The sequence below is a fragment of the Thermus sp. 2.9 genome (genome assembly GCF_000794385.1).
Classification (GTDB): Bacteria; Deinococcota; Deinococci; order Deinococcales; family Thermaceae; genus Thermus; species Thermus thalpophilus.
In genome coordinates this window covers 1-17291 of record NZ_JTJB01000018.1, presented here as the reverse complement: position 1 = coordinate 17291, position 17291 = coordinate 1, and the positions used below count along the sequence as shown (strand labels likewise).

Sequence of the window (17291 nt, the reverse complement as noted above, 5' to 3'; positions counted from 1 at the left end):
AGGGAAGCCGCGGGAGGCCGAGTGGGGCCCAGGCTAAGGACGGAGGCGGAGGGCCCCCTCCCGCATCCGGGCGAGGACGGCCTCGAGGCGGGCCGCCTCCTCCTCGGTGTAGGCGTGGAGCTCCAGGGGAAGGCCGGGGAAGGCCTTTCGGGCCAGGCGGTGGAGGTCCTCCCGGCGGGGCCCCCGGTAGAGGAGGAGGAGGTCCACGTCGCTTCCCACCGAGGCTCTTCCCCGGGCCCAGGAGCCGAAGAGCCAGGCCTCGAGGAGGGGAACCTCCTTCTCCAGGGCCTTAAGCCCCTCCTCAAGGCGGAGGAGGAGCTCCTCCCTCGTCCATCTGGGATAGAACACCTTCACAGTAGGCATACACCGCCTCCGCGTGTCCCAAAAGGCGCTCGGCCTCGCCCCGCCGGTAGCGCTGAAAAGGGGCGCCCTCCGGCAAGGCGTCGGGGTACCGGCTTGGGATGTGGGCCTTGTCCAGCTCACTGGCGGCGTCCAGCAACGCCTCGGGCACGGGGAGCTTTTGGGCCAGCTCCTCGAGGAGGCCCGCCACCGAGTGGCCCCAGGCCACGGCTCCCAGCCTCTGGAAGACGGCCTTCACCGCCTTTTCCGCCGCCTGTTGCGCCGCGAAGGCCGCCCACTCAAAAAACCCTTCCCGCAGGGAAAGCCTAGCCTGCTCCAGGTCCCGCTTGGCCTGAAGCAGGAAGTCCCGGCTCCGCTCCACCTCCAAAGCCTACCAAAGCCCCGTGGCCGCCGCGAGGAGGAGGCCCACCCCGTAGCCCAGGCCCCCCACGAGCCAGAGGGCCTTCCGGGTGTGGGAAGCCTTGGGGGAGGGGGCCAGGGGGTTCAGGGCGTAGGCCCCCCGCTTCCTCAGGCGCACCCCGAGCCTCAAGGCCAGGGCGGCCATGGGGAAGCCCGCGTTGGGGGAGGGGGTCTTGCGGGCCTCCTGGGGGAGCCTTCCCCAAAGCCCCGGTGGGCAGAGGAGAAGCCCGGTGAGCCGGGCCGGAAGCAGGTTCAGGAGGTCGTCCGCCCGGGCGGCGAAGGCGCCCCTGGCCCCGTGCTCCGGGTAGCCCCACATGGCGTCGGCGGTGTTGGCGTAGCGGTAGAGGGCGGCCCCCCCGAGGCCGAAGAGGGCGTAGTAGAGGAGGGGGGCGAGGAGGCTATCCGAGAGGTTCTCCGCGAGGCTTTCCAGGGCGGCCTCCCGCACCTCCTCCGCGGAGAGGTCTTCCGTTCTCCGGCTCACGATGCGGGAAAGGCGCCTTCTTCCCGCCTCGAGGCCCTCTTCCAGGGCCTTCTCCACCCCAAAGACCTCCAAGAGGAGCATCCTCAGGCTGAAGAGGGGCTTGAGGAGGAGGCCCAGGACCACCCACCCCCAGGCCAAGGGCCTCAGGAGGAGGTCCAGGAGAAAGGCGGGCAGGGCGAAGAGGAGGGCCCCCAAAGCCCAGTAGAAGGCCCCGGACGGGAAACCCCGGACCCTCCTCCAGGCCCAGGCGAGGTACCGCCCCATCCAGACCACGGGGTGGAACCTCGAGGGGGGCTCCCCGAAGAGGGCGTCCAGGAGGAGGGCGAGGAGGAGGCTCACCTTGGGCCGAGGGCGTCCAGGACCCTGTGGGGCCAGTCCACCGCGAGGACGGTCGCCGGGGGCACGAAACGGTCCTCCCCCAAGGCCCTGAGCACCGCCCGCACCACCCCCCCGTGGGTGAAGAGGACCGCAGGGGCTTTAAGCCCCTCCAGGAAGCGGAAGACCCTTTCCTGGAAGGCCGAGAGGCTTTCCCCTCCCGGGGGGTGGAAGCCCTGGAACCTTAGGAGGGCCTCCTTGTAGCGGGGGTCCAGGGTCTCCCAAGGGGCCCCCTCCAGCGTTCCGAAGTGAATCTCCCGAAGCTCAGGGTAGAGGCGGGGGGAAAACCCCGCAAGCTCCGCCGTCCGCCTCGCCCGGAGGAGGTCCGAGCTGAAGGCGGGAAGAGAAGGAAGCGCCCCCTTGAGCCTTCGCGCCTGGGCCTCGCCCTCCGCCGTGAGGGGGAGGTCCGTCCAGCCGAGAAGCCTTCCCTCCCGGTTCCAGAGGGTCTCCCCGTGGCGCACAAGCCAGAGCTCCATGCCCCTAGGGTAAGCTTTTCCCCGTGATGGACCCGGAGGTCTTCGCCCAAGCCCGGCTCCGCATGGACCAGCTCACCAAGCCTCCCCGCGCCTTGGGCTATCTGGAGGAGGTGGCCCTGCGCCTCGCCGCCCTCCAGGGCCGGGTGAAGCCCGAGCTCGGGCGGGGGGCGGTGGTGGTGGCCGCCGCCGACCACGGGGTGGTGGCCGAGGGGGTCTCGGCCTACCCCCAGGAGGTCACCCGGCAGATGGTCCTGAACTTCCTCCGCGGGGGCGCCGCCATCAACCAGTTCGCCCTGGCGGCGGACTGCGCCGTCTACGTCCTGGACGTGGGGGTGGTGGGGGAGCTTCCCGACCACCCGGGGCTTCTCAAGCGCAAGGTGCGCCCGGGGACGGCGAACCTCGCCCAAGGCCCCGCCATGACCCCGGAGGAGGCGGAGAGGGCCCTCCTGGCGGGCCGCGAGGCGGCGAGGCGGGCCATCGCGGAAGGGGCCACCCTCCTCGCCGCCGGGGACATGGGCATCGGCAACACCACGGCGGCGGCCGCCCTCACCGCCGCCCTCTTAGGCCTCCCTCCCGAGGCCGTGGTGGGCCGGGGGACGGGGGTGGGGGAGGAGGGCCTGAGGCGGAAGCGCCAAGCGGTGGCCCGGGCCCTCGCCCGCCTCCATCCGGGCATGGGCCCCCTCGAGGTGGCGGCCGAGGTGGGGGGGCTTGAGCTTGTGGCCATCGCCGGGATCTACCTCGAGGGGTACGAGGCCGGGCTTCCCTTGGTCCTGGACGGCTTTCCCGTGACCGCGGGGGCCCTTTTGGCCTGGAAGATGGCGCCGGGGCTTAGGGACCGCCTCTTCGCCGGCCACCTCTCCCGGGAGCCCGGCCACCGCCACCAGCTGGAGGCCCTGGGCCTGAGGCCGCTTTTGGACCTGGACCTCGCCCTGGGGGAGGGGACGGGGGCGGTCCTCGCCATGCCCCTTCTCCGGGCCGCGGCCCGCATCCTCCACATGGCCACCTTCCAGGAGGCGGGGGTTTCCCGGGGGTGAGGCCCCTGTGTATGATCTCTTCATGGGGCGCTGGGAGCTGGAACGGGCCTGGGACCTCCTGGAGGAGGGGGATCTCCTCGAGGCCTTGGAGCACGCGGAGCGGGCCTACCGCAGGCACCCCAAGGACCCGGAGGCCCGGTTCCTCTACGGCTACCTCCGCTTCACCTCGGACGGGGCCTACGAAGGGCTCCGCCTCATGGAACTTGGGGCCAAGGCCATGGGTGGGGAGGCCTGCGCCGAGCTTTGGCGGATCTACGGCACGGAGTTTCCCGCCCACCTCCTGGACTTGGCCCGCTTTCTGGAGCGGCGGGGCCTCCCTCTCCCGGGGGACACCGCCTGGGCGGAGGCCGTTCTGGAGGAGCAGGGGCTTCCTCCGGAGGTGGCCCGGGAGGTGGAGCGGTGGCTCTACCAGGAGGACATCCCCTCCCTGGAAGGGTTTTTCCGCAAACGCCCTTCCCCCTATCCGGGCTACCTCCTGGTGCGCCTGTACCTGGCCCGGGGGGCCTTCCTTAGGGCGCAAGGCCTCGCCGGGGAGCTCGGGGAGGCGTGGGGCGGGGACTGGAGGGTGGAGCTGGCCCGCCTCCTCGCCCGTTTCCCCCAGGAGGGGCCGTCCCTGGCGGAGGAGGTCCGGCCCCTCCTCGCCCGGCGCCCCAAGGACCCCCACCTCGCCGAGGGGCTCGCCCTCCTGGCCCTGGGTGTGGGAGAGGGGAGGGTGGCCCTGGAGCTGGACCGGGCCTTTGACCCGCCCCTAAGGGCCCGGTTTCCCCACCTGGAGGAGCCTCTGGAGGCGGAAGAGGAGGGGAGGCCCCTGGTTCCCCTGGGGCTCTTCCTCTCCCCGGGCCGGGCCGACGTGTCCCCTCCACCCTTCGCTTGGGAGGCCTTCCGGTCCTGGCTTCCCCGCCTGGGGCTAGGGGAGCTCACCCTTTGGGGCCGCCCCTTCCTGCGCTCGGGCCTCCTTTCCCCGGAAGACGTGAGGCAGGAGATGAGGGAGGGGGTGATGCGCCTCCGCTTCCTGGAGGAGGGGAGGCCGCCCTTCGTGCCCTTGGCGAGCCTCGGGGAGCTCCTCGGGGCCTCCCCGGAGGAACGGGAGGCGGCCTCGGCCGCGGCCTCCCCCGGAGAGCTGGCCCACTTCCGCAAGGCCTTCCCCGATAGCCTCCTCCTGGAGCTCTACGCCCTCCTATACCGGCCCTTTGGGGATTGGCCCGAGGGGCGGGTGCGCCGCCTGCTGCGGGAGGAGCTCCCCTGGGGGGTGAGGGAGGCCCTGCGCCTACGCCTGGAGCTCGGGCGGGACCCCCTCGCCCCCCTTTCCCCTCCCGAACCCCCGCCCGGGGACCTATGGCCGGAGGAGTTCCTCTTCACCTGGCTCCTCCTGGCCCCGCCCGAGGAGGAGGTGGAAGAGGCCTTCCTCGTCCCCCCCGGGAACCGGGCCGTGAACCTGGACTGGCTCAACGTCTACCCCCTCCGCGTCCGCCGCCTCGAGGCGCAAAGGCCCTGGCGGAAGGAACCCCTTCCTGAGGGGGGCGGTCTGGAGGACTGGGCCCGCCGCCTGCCCCTTAGCCTCAGGACCTTTTGGCTTGTCGAACTGGAGGTGGATGAGGGCATGGGGCTGGAGGACCTCCTGGACCCGGAAACCCTTCGGGACCTCCTGGAGGGGCTAACCCCCGGCGCCCGCTCCCTCCTCGCCCGCCTCGTCCGGGAGGGAAGGCTTCCCCTTTCCCAAGCGGAGGAAAAAGCCCTTGCCCAACTGGAGCGGCGCTTCCTGGCCTTCGTGGGGGCCGGGGAGGTGGGCCTTCCTGGGGACCTGAGGCGGGCACTTTTCCGTGCGCTTTAGGTGCTCCGAGACCTCCGCCTCGCCCTGGCCCTCCTCACGGTGTTGCCCCTGGCCCCTAAAGGGGTCGGGGAGGAGGACTTCAAGCGGAGCGTGGCCTTCTTCCCCCTGGCGGGCTACCTCCTTGGGCTTCCCCTGGCCCTCCTCGCCCTCTTGCCCCTCCCCCCGGGGCTTTCCGCCGCCCTGGGGGTCGCCCTCCTCCTCGGCCTCACGGGCTTCCTGCACCTGGATGGCCTTTTGGACCTCGCGGACGCCCTCCTCGGGGCGAGGCCCAGGGAGGAGCGCCTGAGGATCCTCAAGGACCCCCACCTGGGGGGCCTTCGCCTTCGGGGTGGGGGGGGTCTACCTCCTCCTCCTCTTCCAGGCCCTGGCCCTGGTGCAAGACCCCCTCTTCCTCCTCCTCTTCCCGGGGTGGGCCCGCTTCGCCTTCCTCCCCTTCCTCCACCGCTACCCCCTCTTGGGCCCGGGGATGGCCGCCTTGGTCCGGGGGGGGGCCCTGGCCCTTTGCCCTCCTTCCCGCCCTGCCCTTCCTCCTCCTCTACCCCCTCCCCGCCCTCCTCGCCCTTCTCGCCGCCTGGGGGGTGGCCCGCCTGGCCTGGGCCCGCCTCGGGGGGCTGAACGGGGACGCCCTTGGGGCCATGATCGCCCTGGGGGAGGTGGTCCTCCTCCTGGCCCAGGCCCTGCTTGGGCCGGCTCCTTCCTCCCGTGCCGGGCCTGGTTTACCATAGGGCTATGTCCGAGGACCGCCTCCTGGAGCGCTTGGAGAAGCTGGAGGGGGTGGTGGAGACCACCGTGGCCGTCCTCCCTCCCCTAATCCAGGACCTCTCCCGGCGCATCGACGCCCTGCGGGAAGAGGTGAAGGCGGAGCTCAGGGAGCGGGAAGCCCGGCTGGAGGAGCGCTTCCAGGGCTTGGAGAAGCGGATCCAGGAGGTGGAGACCAAGCTGGAGAGTCGGATTCAAAACCTGGAGGCCAGGCTGGAGCGGCAGATCCAGGAGACGGAGACCCGGCTGGGGACCCGGATCCAGGAGGTGGAGGCCAAGCTAGAGCGGCAGATCCAAGAGACGGAGGCCCAACTGGAGGCCCGGATCCACGCGGTGGAAACCAAGCTGGAAGGGCGGATCCAAGAGGTGGAGAACCGACTGGAAGCCCAGATCTTGGCCTTGCGCCAGGAGATGAAGGCCGAAATCGGTTCCGCCTTCAACAGGGTGATGCTCTATCTCACGGCCGTGGGGGTGGTACTGGCCCTTCTTTCCGTCTTCTTCCGCTAGGGCCTGTCCCTTTGCGGGGTAAGCTTTTTCCGTGGAGGAGCCCAAACGCCAAAAGCCCTACGCCAAGCCCCAAGGAGAGCGACGAGGTCTCCTTTTGGTCTACACCGGGGACGGGAAGGGCAAGAGCACGGCCGCCTTCGGCCTTGCCCTCAGGGCCCATGGCCGGGGGCTTAAGGTGCGGATTTTCCAGTTTATTAAGCATGGAACCGCCCGCTTCGGGGAGCACCGGGCCTTCTCCCTCCTAGGCATCCCCATAGAAGGCCTGGGGGACGGGTTCACCTGGAGGAGCCGGGACCTCGCCCGTTCCGCCGCCTTGGCCCAGGAGGGGTGGGGGCGGGCCAAGGAGGCCCTCCTCTCCGGGACCTACGACCTGGTGGTCCTGGACGAGGCCACCTACCCCCTGCGCTACGGCTGGGTTTCCCTGGAAGAGTTCCTGGAAGTCTTGCGGGCGAGGCCTCCCCACGTCCACGTGGTGGTGACGGGGCGGGGCGCCCCCGAGGCCCTCTTGGAGTTGGCCGACACGGTGACGGAGATGCGGAAGGTAAAGCACGCCTTTGACCAGGGCGTCCCCGCCCAGAGGGGGATAGAGCACTGATGCGTCTTCTCCTCGCCGCCCCCCACTCGGGCGCCGGCAAGACCACGGTCTCCCTGGCCCTTCTCCTCGCCCTTAGGGCGAGGGGCCTAAGGGTGCAGCCCTTCAAGGTGGGGCCGGACTACATTGACCCCACCCACCTGGAGAAGGCCGCCGCCAGGAGGCCCTACAACCTGGACGGCTTCTTCCTGGACGAAACGGGCCTCCTCGCCCTCTTCCGCCACGGGGCGAGGGGGGCGGACTTCGCCCTGATTGAGGGGGTGATGGGCCTCTTTGACGGGAAGGACCCCCGGGGAGAGGTGGGCTCCACCGCCCAGGTGGCTAGGCTCCTTAAGGCCCCCGTGGCCCTGGTGGTGGACGCCAAGGGGATGGCGGGCTCCATCGCCCCCCTCGCCCTGGGCTTCCGGGACTTCCACCCCGGGGTGCGGGTGGTGGGGGTCTTCGCCAACCGGGTGGGCTCGGAGCGACACGCGGAGATCCTGAAGGAGGCCCTAAAGGCCGTGGGCCTCCCCCTCCTCGGCTGGCTTCCCCAAGACCCCGCCCTGGAGCTTCCTGAGCGCCACCTGGGCCTGGTCCTGGCCGGGGAGATGGCCCCGCCCCTCGAGGCCCTGAGGCGGGCCTTCCGCGTGGAGCTGGAAGAGGTCCTCCGCCTCGCTGCCTCCGCCCCGCCCCTCCCCGAGGCCAGGCCCTTCCTCCCCCCGAGGCGCCCGCCCCGGGCCCGGGTGGCCTACGCCTGGGATAAGGCCTTCTCCTTCTACTACCCCGAGGCTTTGGAGCTTCTTGAGGCCTTGGGGGCGGAGCTCATCCCCTTCAGCCCCCTCGAGGACGAGGCCCTCCCCAAAGCCCACGCTCTCCTCCTCGGGGGCGGCTACCCAGAGCTCTTCGCCGAGCGACTTTCCGCGAACGTGGCCCTGCGGGAGGCCATCCGCCGCTTCCCCGGCCCCATCGTGGCCGAGTGCGGGGGGTACATGTACCTCTCCCAGGGCCTCTGGGTGGGGGAGTGCTTCTTCCCCATGGTGGGCCTGGTCCCGGGGGAGGCCCGCATGGCGGAGAGGCCCGTCCTCGGCTACCGGGAGGTGGAGGCCTTGAGGGATAGCCCCGTGGCCCGAAAGGGCCAGGCCTTCAAGGGGCACGAGTTCCACTACGCAAGGCTTCCCGCCTCGCCAAGCCCCGCCTGGCGCCGCCTGGGCGGAGAGGAGGTGGAGGGGTACACCGACGGGCGGGTGCTGGCGAGCTTCGTCCACCTCTACCTCCCCGCGAGGCCCGAGGGGGTGGAGCGGCTCCTCGGCCTGGCCTCGAGGGGCAAGGCTGCCGGGGCCTCCTAGGTAGGATCGCGGATCGGGGACCGGAGGGCCCTCTTTAGGGCAGGGAGGGCTGTTGGGATCGCCTTTTGTTTCTGGGACGCGCCGCTCTTTCGCCGACAACGTGTACGGGGCGTGGAGGCTTGGCCCCTTCTGGGGAACCCGGCGGGAGAGAACCTGGCAGAAGAAGACCAGCGAAGGCCCTAAATACCCGGGATGTCTTGGAACCTGCGCAGCGGACTTCGGGGGGCAAAACCCCTCCCCGAAGTCCGAGGCCTAGCCCCCCAAAGCCGGAGACCTACCACCGGACCCATACAACCGGCGGGCCGGGGATCATACTATACACAGCTGCATTTTTGTGCCGCAAAGGAAACTACTAAACCCGTAAGGATTGGAGCGTGCGTACTCTACACGACTTCCTTGCACTCTATTGAACTCAGTCAAGCGTTACGTTCAAGTGGTATAATCGGGGTGTCCGGGAAGCCGGACGAGGATCTTGAAAGCCGATTTTCCTCTTGCGCAAGGGCAATATGCGTTTTCACCTGCTTATCGACCGCTTCTACAGTGGCTTCGCAACGAGCTAAACCCCGCAAAACCCCCTTTATTCGCCATATGAATATTCCAGACTTCATGATTCTCACAAACCCCCCCTCCAGGAGCACCGTCCAGGACAGTGTTCTAAGGGGGGTACCGTTGCAAGAGATGCTTCCCCGAAAGGGGATTGCGACCGGAAATGGTCCCCATCATCTTGGGGACCGGATGGACCTCGTTGCAAGAGATGCTTCCCCGAAAGGGGATTGCGACCCAGGCCACCAGCCTGGGTATTTTGTTTTTATGAAGCGCCTCTATGCCATTGCCTACGACATCCCGGACGACAACCGCAGGGTCAAGATGGCTAACCTGTTGAAAAGCTACGGGGAGCGTGTGCAGCTTTCCGTGTTTGAGTGCTACCTGGACGAAGAGCTTCTCAACGACCTGCGCACCCGAGCCAGAAAGGTGCTGGACCTCTCTCAGGATGCCCTGCGCATCTATCCCGTGTCGGGCGAGGTCCAGATTTTGGGCGTGGGGCGGGTTTACGAGCTGGAGGCCTTTGGGCTGGCCTAGGCCGTGTGCAGATGTCGCCCGGCCCCGGTTCCTTCTGTGGCATCCTAAGAATCATGCAAGACCTGGCTACCCTTTGGGAGGAGTACAAACAGGCGGTACGGGCAGGAGGGGATGCCGTGGGTCTTTACCGGGAGCGCGTCTGGCCTGCCCTGCTGGAACGCTGGCGGCAGGAACCCCCCGTCCACCCTTCGCCTCAGGAGTTTGCGGTTTCCATCCACACCCTGGGCACCAGCCCCGAGGCCACGGTCCTGGCCATCCTGGGCACCCGGGCCCGGGAGGTGTATGTGCTCCACACGGACCTCACCCGCGCCCATGTCTCCCGCCTGCGGGAGGAAACCGGTAAGGAGATCTATCCCCTCGAGGTGGGCAAAAGCGACGTAGCCGCCATCTACCGGCATGTGAGGTACCTCCTCGAGCGCTTCCCCGATGTACCCGTGGCCCTGGACCTCACCAGCGGCACCAAGGCCATGAGCGCCGGCCTGGCGGCGGCGGGCTTCTTCTTCCAGCGGTTCTATCCCGAGGTGCGGGTGGTCTACGTGGACAACGACGACTACGACCCCGAGCTTCGCCGCCCGCGGGCCGGCACGGAAAGGCTCATCATCCTGCCGAATCCCCATCAGGTCCTGGCGGACGTGGACACCCTCTTCGCCCGGGAGTTCTACGAGAGGGGGGAGTACGCCAAGGCCGCCGACCTCTTCGGGGTCATGGTGCAGAAGACCTTGGAGCGGCGCTTTGAGGTGTTCGGCCTCCTTGCGGGCATGTACCAGGCGTGGTACGCCCTGGACTTTGCGGAGGCGGTGAGAAAGGGAGAGGCCCTCCTTGGCCGCCTCGAGGCGGACGCCCTGCGCCAGCACCCCCTCAACAACCGTCGGGGCATCCTCGAGGGGCAGCTTTCCCTCCTCAGAGCGGCCCGGGATTTCCTGGTGGGGCAAGACCTGGGGAATACCCTTGGGGTCCTGGGGGTGGTGGAGACCCTCCTGCGCCTCTCCGAGCGGTCGGAGAAGACCTCCTTGGTCCTGGCGGCCCTCTACGCCTACCGCGCCCTGGAGCTCCTCCTGCAGGAGAGGCTTTTCCTCCACGGGCGCCGCGCGGACAGCCCCGCCCTCACCCCCCCTGAGGAAGGGGCCCTCCGGCAGGAGCTCGCCCGGCTCCTCCGGGTGCACGAGGAGGCCGTGCGCCTGGGTGCCAAGCTGGGCCTGTTGGACCTGGTGGCCTTTTTGCGGATCCTGGGGGACCCGGTCCTGGCCAGCCAGAAGGTGGAGGCGCTTCAAGGCTTGGCCGGGGTCCTCAAGGCCCGGAACGATGCCCTCCTCATCCACGGATTCGCCGTGCCCTCGGAAAAGGAACTCAGACAGATCCGCAACCTCCTCCAACCCCTGCTTGCGGACCTGAGGGAGCGTGCGGGCCTCAGGGTCTCCCTGCATCCTGTAGCCCTGGGGTCCACCTTTTAGATGGGGGACAGACAACCTTGACGGCGTCGGGAGAGATCTTCTCACCTTTTCCCGAGATACCGGTTTTTCCCTAGATACCGGTTGGGTGGAACGTATGGAAAACCTGTTGGTCACCTTTATCGGGCGAAGCGGGTTACAGGCTGGACGACCCCGCAAGACGGAGGCCCGGGAGAAGCTTCTGGAGAAACTGGCCACCCTGGGCAGCGCCGCCCAGGAAGACTACGACCTCCTTCGGCGTGTGCGCAACGCCATCGCCCACGGCACGCGCCCCCAGGGGGGAGACGCGCAGAGGGCCGTGCAGTCCCTGGAGGAGCTGGAGAAGCTGTACAGGCGAGGAAGGGACCTTTTCCACTGCATTAGGGAGGTGCGCCCTTGAAACACATCCTGATGCTGAGCCTGGGCCCCGTTCAGGACTTCATCGCCACCGCCCGAAGAACCCGGGACCTTTACGCGGGAAGCCGCCTCCTATCCGAGGCAGCCCAGCAGGTGGCCAGGCACCTGGCGGGGGAAGTGGGGGAGGAGCAGCTCATCTTTCCCGCCCCCGGAGGGGAGGTTAGCCTGGAGGAACTGGGCAAGGCAGGCATTCCCAACGTGATCCTGGCCCTGGTGCCCGAGGGCAAGGACCCGAAGGCCCTGGGGGAGAAGGCCCTCGAGGCGGCCCGGGCCTACCTGAAGGCCAAGGCGATGGAGGTTTTTAGAGGGCGCCAGGACCACCTCTTCCTGGACACCGCCCTCGCCCAGGTGGAGGACCTGCTGGAGGGCTACTACGCCTATGCGCCCCTGGGGGCAAAGGAGGACTATGCCTCCACCAGGGGGAGGGTGGCGGCGCTGCTAGCCGCCCGCAAGAACACCCGGGATTTCGCCCAGGTCACCTGGGGCTCGGCGGCCTTCAAGAGCTCCCTGGATGGGGCCCGGGAGAGCGTGCTGCTCCTCCCCGACAAGCCCGAGGAGGCCAACCGGGCACGGGTGACGCTGGGCCTGCGACCAGGGGAGTACCTGTCCGGTCCGGACCTCCTCAAGCGCTGGTGGCCCGTGGGGGAGGGGTTTGTGAGCACCACCCACATGGCCGCCCTCCCCTTCTGGGAAGGGGCCAAGGCCCGGGGGCTGGAGGGGCGGGTGCGGGAGGCCTTGGCGGAGGTGGCAAGGCTGGTGGGTGAGGAGGCCCGCTCCCAAACCTGGCACCCCGTGCTCCGGGACACCCCCTTTGGGGACTACGACGTCCGCCTCCTTTACGAAACCCGCCTGGAGGAGTTCACCTCCTTGGCGGAGGACCCCTCCCGCCTCGAGGCGGTGCGCAAGCGCCTGCAAACCCTCTGGGCCGAGCTGAGGCAAAAGGGCCTTCCCCCACCGGGCACCTACTACGCCCTCCTCCACGCGGACGGGGACCGGATGGGGGAGACCCTGGACGGCCTCCAGAACCCCGAGGCCCACCGGGCCTTTTCCAACGCCCTGGCCCGGGAGTTTGCCCTGAAGGTGAAGGGCATCGTGGAGAGGCACGGCGGGGGACTGGTCTACTCGGGCGGGGATGACGTTTTGGCCCTTCTTCCCCTGCATAGGGCCCTGGCCTGCGCCCGGGCCCTGGCTGAGCGGTTCCGGGAGGTCATGGCCCCCTACGGCAAGGGCGGCGTGCTCCCGAGCCTCTCCGTGGGCCTGGCGGTGGTGCACCACCTGGAGCCCCTACAGGATGCCCTGGACCTGGCCCGCAGGGCGGAGAAGAAGGCGAAGGAGGACCAACCGAAGCGCAACGCCCTGGCGGTGATCTATAGCCCCCGCTCCGGCTCGGAACTGGCGGTGCGGGGACGGTGGGACGAAAGCCCCCGCCTCACCCAGCGCCTCCTGCGCTATGCGGACCTCATCCGCCTGGAGGCGGTGCCCTCGAGGGCGGCCTACGAGCTCAAGGAGCTGATCCGGGAGGCCGGGGATGTGTTATCCGAGGAGGCCCTGGTGGCCGAGGCCATGAGGATTCTTAAGAGAAAGGAGATGAAGGAGGCCTACCGGGAGGAGCTCGCCCATTGGATCCGGACCAAGGAGCACGTGGAGCGCCTCGCCCACGAGCTCATCCTGGCCCGGCCCTTCGCGGAGGCCATGGAGCAGGCGGGGGTGCCCGTGGAAAGCCGGGAGGTGTGGGATGCTCATTGAGCCCAGGGATTCCCTGATTGTTCGGGACGGGAGGCCCTTCACCAATAGCCCCGGGGCCCGTGCCCGGAGCCTGCCCTTTCCCCTGCCGCAAACCCTGGCGGGGGCTTACCGCAGTCGGCGGGGCCTCCAAGAAGGCCTCCGGTTCCCGGAGGAGGCGGAGAGGGTGCTCTCCTGGGGTGTCAAGGGCCCCCTGCTGGCGGAGGAAGGGGAGGGGGGGTGGCGCCTCCTCGCGCCCAGGCCCCTGGATGCCGTGCGCCTGGGGGAAACCGTCTATCCCCTGGCACCCCTTGAGCCCCCGGAAGGGGCGGGCACCAACCTTCCCCAGGACCTCCTGCCCGTGGCCCTCGAGGACCCCTCCCTCAAGGAGAAGCCTGGCCGCTTGCCCTCCTGGTGGTACTGGGAGAACTTCCAAAACTGGCTGCTGAACCCCCATACCGGCTTCCGGGTGGAGGGGCAGGACGGTCCCGTCCCCGAGGTGCGCACCCACGTGAGCCTGGATCCCAGCACGGGCACGGGCCTCGAGGGGGCCCTCTTCCAGACCCAGGGCCTGGAGTTTCGCGTGAAACGGAAACGGGATAAGGAATCGGGGTTTGGAGGGAGGCTGGCCCTGGTCCTCTGGCCAGAGGACGGGGTATCCGTGGAGGGAATCCACCCCCTGGGCGGGGAGCGGCGCCTGGCTTACTGGCACTCAGGGGGCCCACAGATTCCCCTTGTGCCGGAACGGCTTGTGGAGGCCCTCCTGCAGAACCGGGCCGCCCGGCTGGTCCTCCTTACCCCCGCCTTCTTCCACGGGGCCTACCTCCCCGAGGAGGGAAGGTTCCTGGGGGCCACCGCGGTGGCCGCGGCGGTGGGCCGGCCCCTGGTGGTGTCCGGCTGGGACCTCAAGGCGGGAAGGCCCAAACCCACCCGCAGGGCGGTGCCCGCAGGAAGCGTGTACTTCCTCCGCCTGCCCCAGGCGTGGGGGGAGGCCGAGGTGCGGGAGTGGATTGCAGGTATCTGGTTCCAAAACCTTTCCGACCGGGAGCAAGACCGCAAGGACGGCTACGGCCTGGCGGCGCTGGGGGTCTGGAGCGGAAGACCCCTTAAGTGGAGGTGAGGATGCGGCGGGTCAAGGAGTGGAGCGAGGCCTACGCCCCCCGGCTCAGGGAAGAGGGCGAGGTCCGGTACCGGTACGATGGGGTGCCCCTGGTGAAGGTGGAGCGTACCTACAGGCTCCTCACCCCCCTGTTCGGGGGAGGCGTGGAGCCCCGCCTGGCCGACCCCGTGACCGTGGTGCGGGGCACCGAGGTGCGGGGGCAACTCCGCTTCTGGTGGCGGGCCGTTCGGGGCTGGCAGGCCGAAGGGGACCTGAAGAGGCTTTTTGACCTCGAGGCGGCCATCTTCGGCAGCGCCGGGGAAGGGGGGCTTCCCCTGTGGCCGTGGAGGTGGAGGTGCTGGAGAAGGGAAGGGAGGCCATCCCGTACCAGGACATCCCTGGCAAAAAGTTTCCTAGACCCCTACCTGACATCGCCCACCCTTACGTGGCCTTTCCCCTGCAACGCACCCGCCAGGACCCCAGAAACTACCCCGTGCAGCAAGGGATCCGCTTCAAGCTCCGCCTCATGTATCCCGAAGCGGTTTCGCTGGGAACGGAGCGCCTAGACCTTCGCCAGGAGCTGGAGGCGGCCCTTTGGGCTTGGGAAACCTTCGGTGGAATCGGTGCCAGGACCCGCAGGGGCTTCGGGGCCCTCGCTGCGGAAGGGTCCAAAGCCCCCACGGAGGACGAGATCAGGGAAGGGCTGAGGCGGTTCAGCCGGGAAAAGGGTTGGCCGGAAGGGGTTCCCCATCTTACGCCCAGCAGCGTGATCCGGGTCGTGACCCTTTCCTGGAGGGAGGTGGTGGACCGATACCAGGCCTTCCGGCAGGCGCGCAACAAAGGGAGCCATCCCAAGCGCCCGGGGCGGTCCTTGTGGCCTGAGCCCGATGAGATCCGCCGGCTCGCGGGGCGTTATGCCCCCAACCATGCCCCAAGGCATAGCCTGCGTAAGTTTCCCCGGGGCCAGTTTGGCCTGCCCATCATCTTCCATTTCAAGGACAAGGACCAAGGGGACCCTTCCGACGCCACCCTCAAGCCGCAGGACAAAGACCTGGACCGCATGGCCAGCCCCCTGCTGTTCCGGCCCCTGGAGGACAATCGGTGCGTGGTGGCGGTCCTCGAGGGGCCCCGGGTTCCGCCAGGGGGGGTCGTTTTGGAAATCTCCTCTAGAATCTTTCCCGTGGGGGTGTTCCTGACCCCAGCTGAGGCCCAAATGTTGCCTTTTTTGAAGGGCGAGGAGGACCCGGTGCGGGCCTTTGTCGAGTCCCTTTAGGAGGTGTGGAGATGAGCCACAGTGGAGAAACGGTCACGGCTTTAACCCTGGTGCACGCCCTAAGCCCCCTGCACGCCGGTACCGGGCAGGGGATTGGGGCCATTGACCTCCCCATAGCCCGGGAAAAGGCCACAGGCATCCCCTACCTGCCCGGTAGCTCCCTCAAGGGGGTCCTGCGGGACCGGGCCCAAGGGGAGGGTTGGGATCAGAACACCCTATTCGCTGTATTTGGTCCGGACACCTCGGAGTCGTCGGAGCATGCGGGGGCCCTTCAGGTGGGGGATGCTAAGCTCTTACTCCTACCGGTGCGAAGCCTTTATGGGGTTTTCGCCCACGTCACCAGCCCATATCTCTTGGAACGCTTCCAGAGGGAAGCCGAGCTCTCAAGCCTCCAGGTGCCCGAGCTTCCCGGACTTCCCCAAAGGGAAGGGGTGAGGGTGGCCCCGGGCTCCCTGTTGGTGGAAGGAGGGGTGGTTTACCTGGAGGACCTGGACCTCAAAGCCCACGAGGATCCGGCCCTAACCGCATGGGAGGCCTGGTTCAGGGAAAGGACCAAGGCCCCGGTTAAGGGCCGTCTGGCTGTGGTCCACGACGACCTCATGGCCTACCTCCTGGAAACCGCCACGGAGGTGGTGGCCCGCATCCGCCTGGACGACGAAACCAAAACCGTGGCCCGCGGAGCCCTTTGGTATGAGGAGAACCTACCTGCGGAAAGCCTCCTTTACAGCCTGATGCGGGCGGAGAGGTCCAGGCGGAAGGGCACCGAGCTGGCCCCTGAAGGAGTGTTGGCCATGGTGAAGGGGCTTCTGGAGCGACCCCTGCAACTGGGAGGCAAGGCCACGGTGGGCCGGGGGCTTTGCCGGATAACGTTAGGAGGTTAGGCCATGCGCACCCGCTCCCAGACCTGGGCGCAGGACGCCTATGAGAGGGTAAAGGAGAGGGCGAAAAGGGGGGACGCCCGCGAGTACAAGGACATGGCCCTAAAGTTTCCCGTGCTGGTGCGGCAGGCAGGCCTCTCCCAGGCCCTGGCCTTCGTGGACTCCCGGGGAAAGGAGGCCCACAAGGCCTTGGGGGACGACCTGGCCAGGACCCTGGGGCACGGGGGTTTACGGGACCTGGCGGAAAAAGCCCGCAAAGCGGAGCTCCTCCAGTACCTGCGCCTCACCCGGGAGGTCCTGGTGGTGGCGGAATGGTACAAGCGCTTCGCCCAGGCCCTGATTGAGGGGTAGACCATGGGCCGTAGGCTTGCCTTGGATCGCGTTCGGTTTCCCGGGGGGAATACCCATCTGGGACTCTGGTTGGACAAGTTTTTGAAGAGCTCCGATAAAGACGACACCGAGAGTAAGCGAGCCCTGATAAGGGAGGTGGCGGGCAAACGGGAACCCGAGGAGTACAAGGCCTTTTTCCAACGGTACCGGGAGGCCCTCGAGGCGGTGGGGGCTGAGCTCCGCACCGCCCATACCCTGGGCCGCCTGGTGGTGGGCCTTGGAGGCGAGGGGGTTTTGGAGACCAGCATCACCCTCCACCGCACCTACGGGGTGCCCTACATCCCCGGCAGTGCCCTCAAGGGCCTCGCCAGCCGCTTTGCCCACCTCTACCTGGAAGGGGAGGCCTGGCGGCGGAACCTGAGGGAGTTCAAGCGGGGTAATGCCCAGGAAGCCCTCTTCGGGACCACCGAGGAGCAGGGCATGGTGGTTTTCTTCGACGCCCTGCCCGAACCCGGCACCTGGGAACTCCGCCCCGACATCCTGAATCCCCACCACCAGGCGTATAACGCTGGAGGACAAGCACCCCCGGCGGACTGGGACAGCCCCATTCCCGTTCCCTTCCTGAGCGCTACCGGAACCTTTCTCCTCGCCCTGGCCCCCGCTCCAGGGGTGGACCCAGGGGCAGCTCGGCCCTGGCTGGATGCGGCCTGGCAAATCCTCTCCTGGGCCCTGAAGGAGGAGGGTGTGGGGGCCAAAACCTCCTCGGGTTACGGCCGCATGAACCTGGTAGGAAGCTCCTCCAAAGAGGGAAAGAACGCTCCCGGGGCAGTGGCCATGTCAGCCGAGCTGAACAACCTTCTTACCGAGGTTAGGTCCCTGAGTTACAGGGTATTCACGGACTTTCTGCGAAAAAGGGCTCTGGTCAT

Annotated in this window: 19 protein-coding genes and 1 pseudogene; 16 read left to right on the top strand and 4 right to left on the bottom strand. The window is 68.3% G+C overall.

The genetic code is table 11. The annotated features are described in order from the left end of the window. Positions 1 to 33: 33 nt before the first annotated feature. From QT17_RS05410 to QT17_RS05395, 4 genes are read right to left on the bottom strand one after another with little or no spacing between them, the layout of a single operon-like run. Positions 34 to 363, bottom strand: a complete 330-nt coding sequence (locus tag QT17_RS05410) for a nucleotidyltransferase domain-containing protein (protein WP_014511282.1) — start codon at positions 361 to 363, stop codon at positions 34 to 36. Further along, positions 302 to 721 carry a HEPN domain-containing protein gene (locus QT17_RS05405; protein WP_014511283.1) on the bottom strand — a complete coding sequence of 140 codons (420 nt, stop codon included), beginning with the start codon at positions 719 to 721 and terminating at the stop codon, positions 302 to 304. Before QT17_RS05405 ends, QT17_RS05410 begins: the two co-directional genes overlap by 62 nt. A 9-nt stretch (positions 722 to 730) precedes the next feature. After that, positions 731 to 1579 carry an adenosylcobinamide-phosphate synthase CbiB gene (gene cbiB, locus QT17_RS05400; protein ID WP_038030348.1) on the bottom strand — a complete coding sequence of 283 codons (849 nt, stop codon included), beginning with the start codon at positions 1577 to 1579 and terminating at the stop codon, positions 731 to 733. Next, entirely contained in the window at positions 1576 to 2091 is a 516-nt protein-coding gene (locus QT17_RS05395; RefSeq protein ID WP_038030346.1) for a histidine phosphatase family protein, read from the bottom strand. The genes cbiB and QT17_RS05395 overlap by 4 nt, the downstream gene beginning before the upstream one ends. Positions 2092 to 2117: 26 nt before the next feature. Here QT17_RS05395 and cobT point away from each other — a divergent pair, with 26 nt between their 5' ends. From cobT to cmr6, 16 genes and pseudogenes are all read left to right on the top strand, one after another. Beyond that, positions 2118 to 3125: a nicotinate-nucleotide--dimethylbenzimidazole phosphoribosyltransferase gene (gene cobT / locus QT17_RS05390; RefSeq protein WP_039457438.1), complete on the top strand. Its 1008-nt coding sequence runs from the start codon at positions 2118 to 2120 to the stop codon at positions 3123 to 3125. Between the two features lie 22 nt (positions 3126 to 3147). After that, complete coding sequence (locus QT17_RS05385) at positions 3148 to 4956, top strand: hypothetical protein (RefSeq protein WP_038030402.1); 1809 nt, start codon at positions 3148 to 3150, stop codon at positions 4954 to 4956. After that, entirely contained in the window at positions 4957 to 5571 is a 615-nt protein-coding gene (locus tag QT17_RS05380; RefSeq protein ID WP_235283794.1) for an adenosylcobinamide-GDP ribazoletransferase, read from the top strand. Continuing rightward, a complete protein-coding gene (locus QT17_RS14355) occupies positions 5535 to 5681 on the top strand; it encodes an adenosylcobinamide-GDP ribazoletransferase (protein WP_235283792.1) in 147 nt (48 codons plus the stop codon). The genes QT17_RS05380 and QT17_RS14355 overlap by 37 nt, the downstream gene beginning before the upstream one ends. 4 nt (positions 5682 to 5685) lie before the next feature. Next, a complete protein-coding gene (locus tag QT17_RS05375) occupies positions 5686 to 6222 on the top strand; it encodes a hypothetical protein (protein ID WP_014630524.1) in 537 nt (178 codons plus the stop codon). A 31-nt stretch (positions 6223 to 6253) separates the two neighbouring features. After that, on the top strand, positions 6254 to 6817 hold the full coding sequence (gene cobO / locus QT17_RS05370; RefSeq protein ID WP_008631380.1) for a cob(I)yrinic acid a,c-diamide adenosyltransferase: 564 nt from the start codon (positions 6254 to 6256) through the stop codon (positions 6815 to 6817). Further along, positions 6817 to 8139, top strand: a complete 1323-nt coding sequence (locus tag QT17_RS05365; RefSeq protein ID WP_039457426.1) for a cobyrinate a,c-diamide synthase — start codon at positions 6817 to 6819, stop codon at positions 8137 to 8139. The genes cobO and QT17_RS05365 overlap by 1 nt, the downstream gene beginning before the upstream one ends. Before the next feature lie 810 nt (positions 8140 to 8949). Beyond that, a complete protein-coding gene (cas2, locus tag QT17_RS05360) occupies positions 8950 to 9219 on the top strand; it encodes a CRISPR-associated endonuclease Cas2 (protein WP_020700632.1) in 270 nt (89 codons plus the stop codon). A gap of 53 nt (positions 9220 to 9272) precedes the next feature. Further along, positions 9273 to 10670, top strand: a complete 1398-nt coding sequence (locus QT17_RS05355) for a TIGR02710 family CRISPR-associated CARF protein (RefSeq protein WP_039457460.1) — start codon at positions 9273 to 9275, stop codon at positions 10668 to 10670. A gap of 94 nt (positions 10671 to 10764) precedes the next feature. Beyond that, a complete protein-coding gene (locus QT17_RS05350; RefSeq protein WP_019551483.1) occupies positions 10765 to 11046 on the top strand; it encodes a hypothetical protein in 282 nt (93 codons plus the stop codon). After that, positions 11043 to 12809, top strand: coding sequence for a type III-B CRISPR-associated protein Cas10/Cmr2 (cas10, locus tag QT17_RS05345; protein ID WP_026329112.1), 1767 nt, complete (start codon positions 11043 to 11045; stop codon positions 12807 to 12809). The genes QT17_RS05350 and cas10 overlap by 4 nt, the downstream gene beginning before the upstream one ends. After that, positions 12799 to 13905, top strand: a complete 1107-nt coding sequence (locus QT17_RS05340) for a type III-B CRISPR module-associated protein Cmr3 (RefSeq protein ID WP_039457419.1) — start codon at positions 12799 to 12801, stop codon at positions 13903 to 13905. Before cas10 ends, QT17_RS05340 begins: the two co-directional genes overlap by 11 nt. 2 nt (positions 13906 to 13907) lie before the next feature. Then, a pseudogene (gene cmr1 / locus QT17_RS14980) lies at positions 13908 to 15157 on the top strand (type III-B CRISPR module RAMP protein Cmr1). An 11-nt stretch (positions 15158 to 15168) separates the two neighbouring features. Then, complete coding sequence (gene cmr4, locus QT17_RS05330; protein WP_052155175.1) at positions 15169 to 16038, top strand: type III-B CRISPR module RAMP protein Cmr4; 870 nt, start codon at positions 15169 to 15171, stop codon at positions 16036 to 16038. A gap of 3 nt (positions 16039 to 16041) precedes the next feature. Then, the gene (gene cmr5, locus QT17_RS05325; protein WP_019551488.1) at positions 16042 to 16386 is read left to right on the top strand and encodes a type III-B CRISPR module-associated protein Cmr5; all 345 of its coding nucleotides are present in this window, start codon (positions 16042 to 16044) and stop codon (positions 16384 to 16386) included. A gap of 135 nt (positions 16387 to 16521) precedes the next feature. Beyond that, positions 16522 to 17291, top strand: a 770-nt coding sequence (cmr6, locus tag QT17_RS05320) for a type III-B CRISPR module RAMP protein Cmr6 (protein WP_235283784.1), incomplete at its 3' end; no start/stop codon positions are given.

What these genes read in the sequence shown, in the direction of transcription:
- QT17_RS05375 (WP_014630524.1), top strand. Translation starts at nt 5,686, where the DNA reads ATGTCCGAGGACCGCCTCCTGGAGCGCTTGGAGAAGCTGGAGGGGGTG.
- cmr4 (WP_052155175.1), top strand. Translation starts at nt 15,169, where the DNA reads ATGAGCCACAGTGGAGAAACGGTCACGGCTTTAACCCTGGTGCACGCC.
- cas2 (WP_020700632.1), top strand. Translation starts at nt 8,950, where the DNA reads ATGAAGCGCCTCTATGCCATTGCCTACGACATCCCGGACGACAACCGC.
- QT17_RS05395 (WP_038030346.1), bottom strand. Translation starts at nt 2,091, where the DNA reads ATGGAGCTCTGGCTTGTGCGCCACGGGGAGACCCTCTGGAACCGGGAG.
- QT17_RS05365 (WP_039457426.1), top strand. Translation starts at nt 6,817, where the DNA reads ATGCGTCTTCTCCTCGCCGCCCCCCACTCGGGCGCCGGCAAGACCACG.
- cobT (WP_039457438.1), top strand. Translation starts at nt 2,118, where the DNA reads ATGGACCCGGAGGTCTTCGCCCAAGCCCGGCTCCGCATGGACCAGCTC.
- QT17_RS05410 (WP_014511282.1), bottom strand. Translation starts at nt 363, where the DNA reads ATGCCTACTGTGAAGGTGTTCTATCCCAGATGGACGAGGGAGGAGCTC.
- QT17_RS05385 (WP_038030402.1), top strand. Translation starts at nt 3,148, where the DNA reads ATGGGGCGCTGGGAGCTGGAACGGGCCTGGGACCTCCTGGAGGAGGGG.
- cmr5 (WP_019551488.1), top strand. Translation starts at nt 16,042, where the DNA reads ATGCGCACCCGCTCCCAGACCTGGGCGCAGGACGCCTATGAGAGGGTA.
- QT17_RS05340 (WP_039457419.1), top strand. Translation starts at nt 12,799, where the DNA reads ATGCTCATTGAGCCCAGGGATTCCCTGATTGTTCGGGACGGGAGGCCC.
- QT17_RS05350 (WP_019551483.1), top strand. Translation starts at nt 10,765, where the DNA reads ATGGAAAACCTGTTGGTCACCTTTATCGGGCGAAGCGGGTTACAGGCT.
- QT17_RS05355 (WP_039457460.1), top strand. Translation starts at nt 9,273, where the DNA reads ATGCAAGACCTGGCTACCCTTTGGGAGGAGTACAAACAGGCGGTACGG.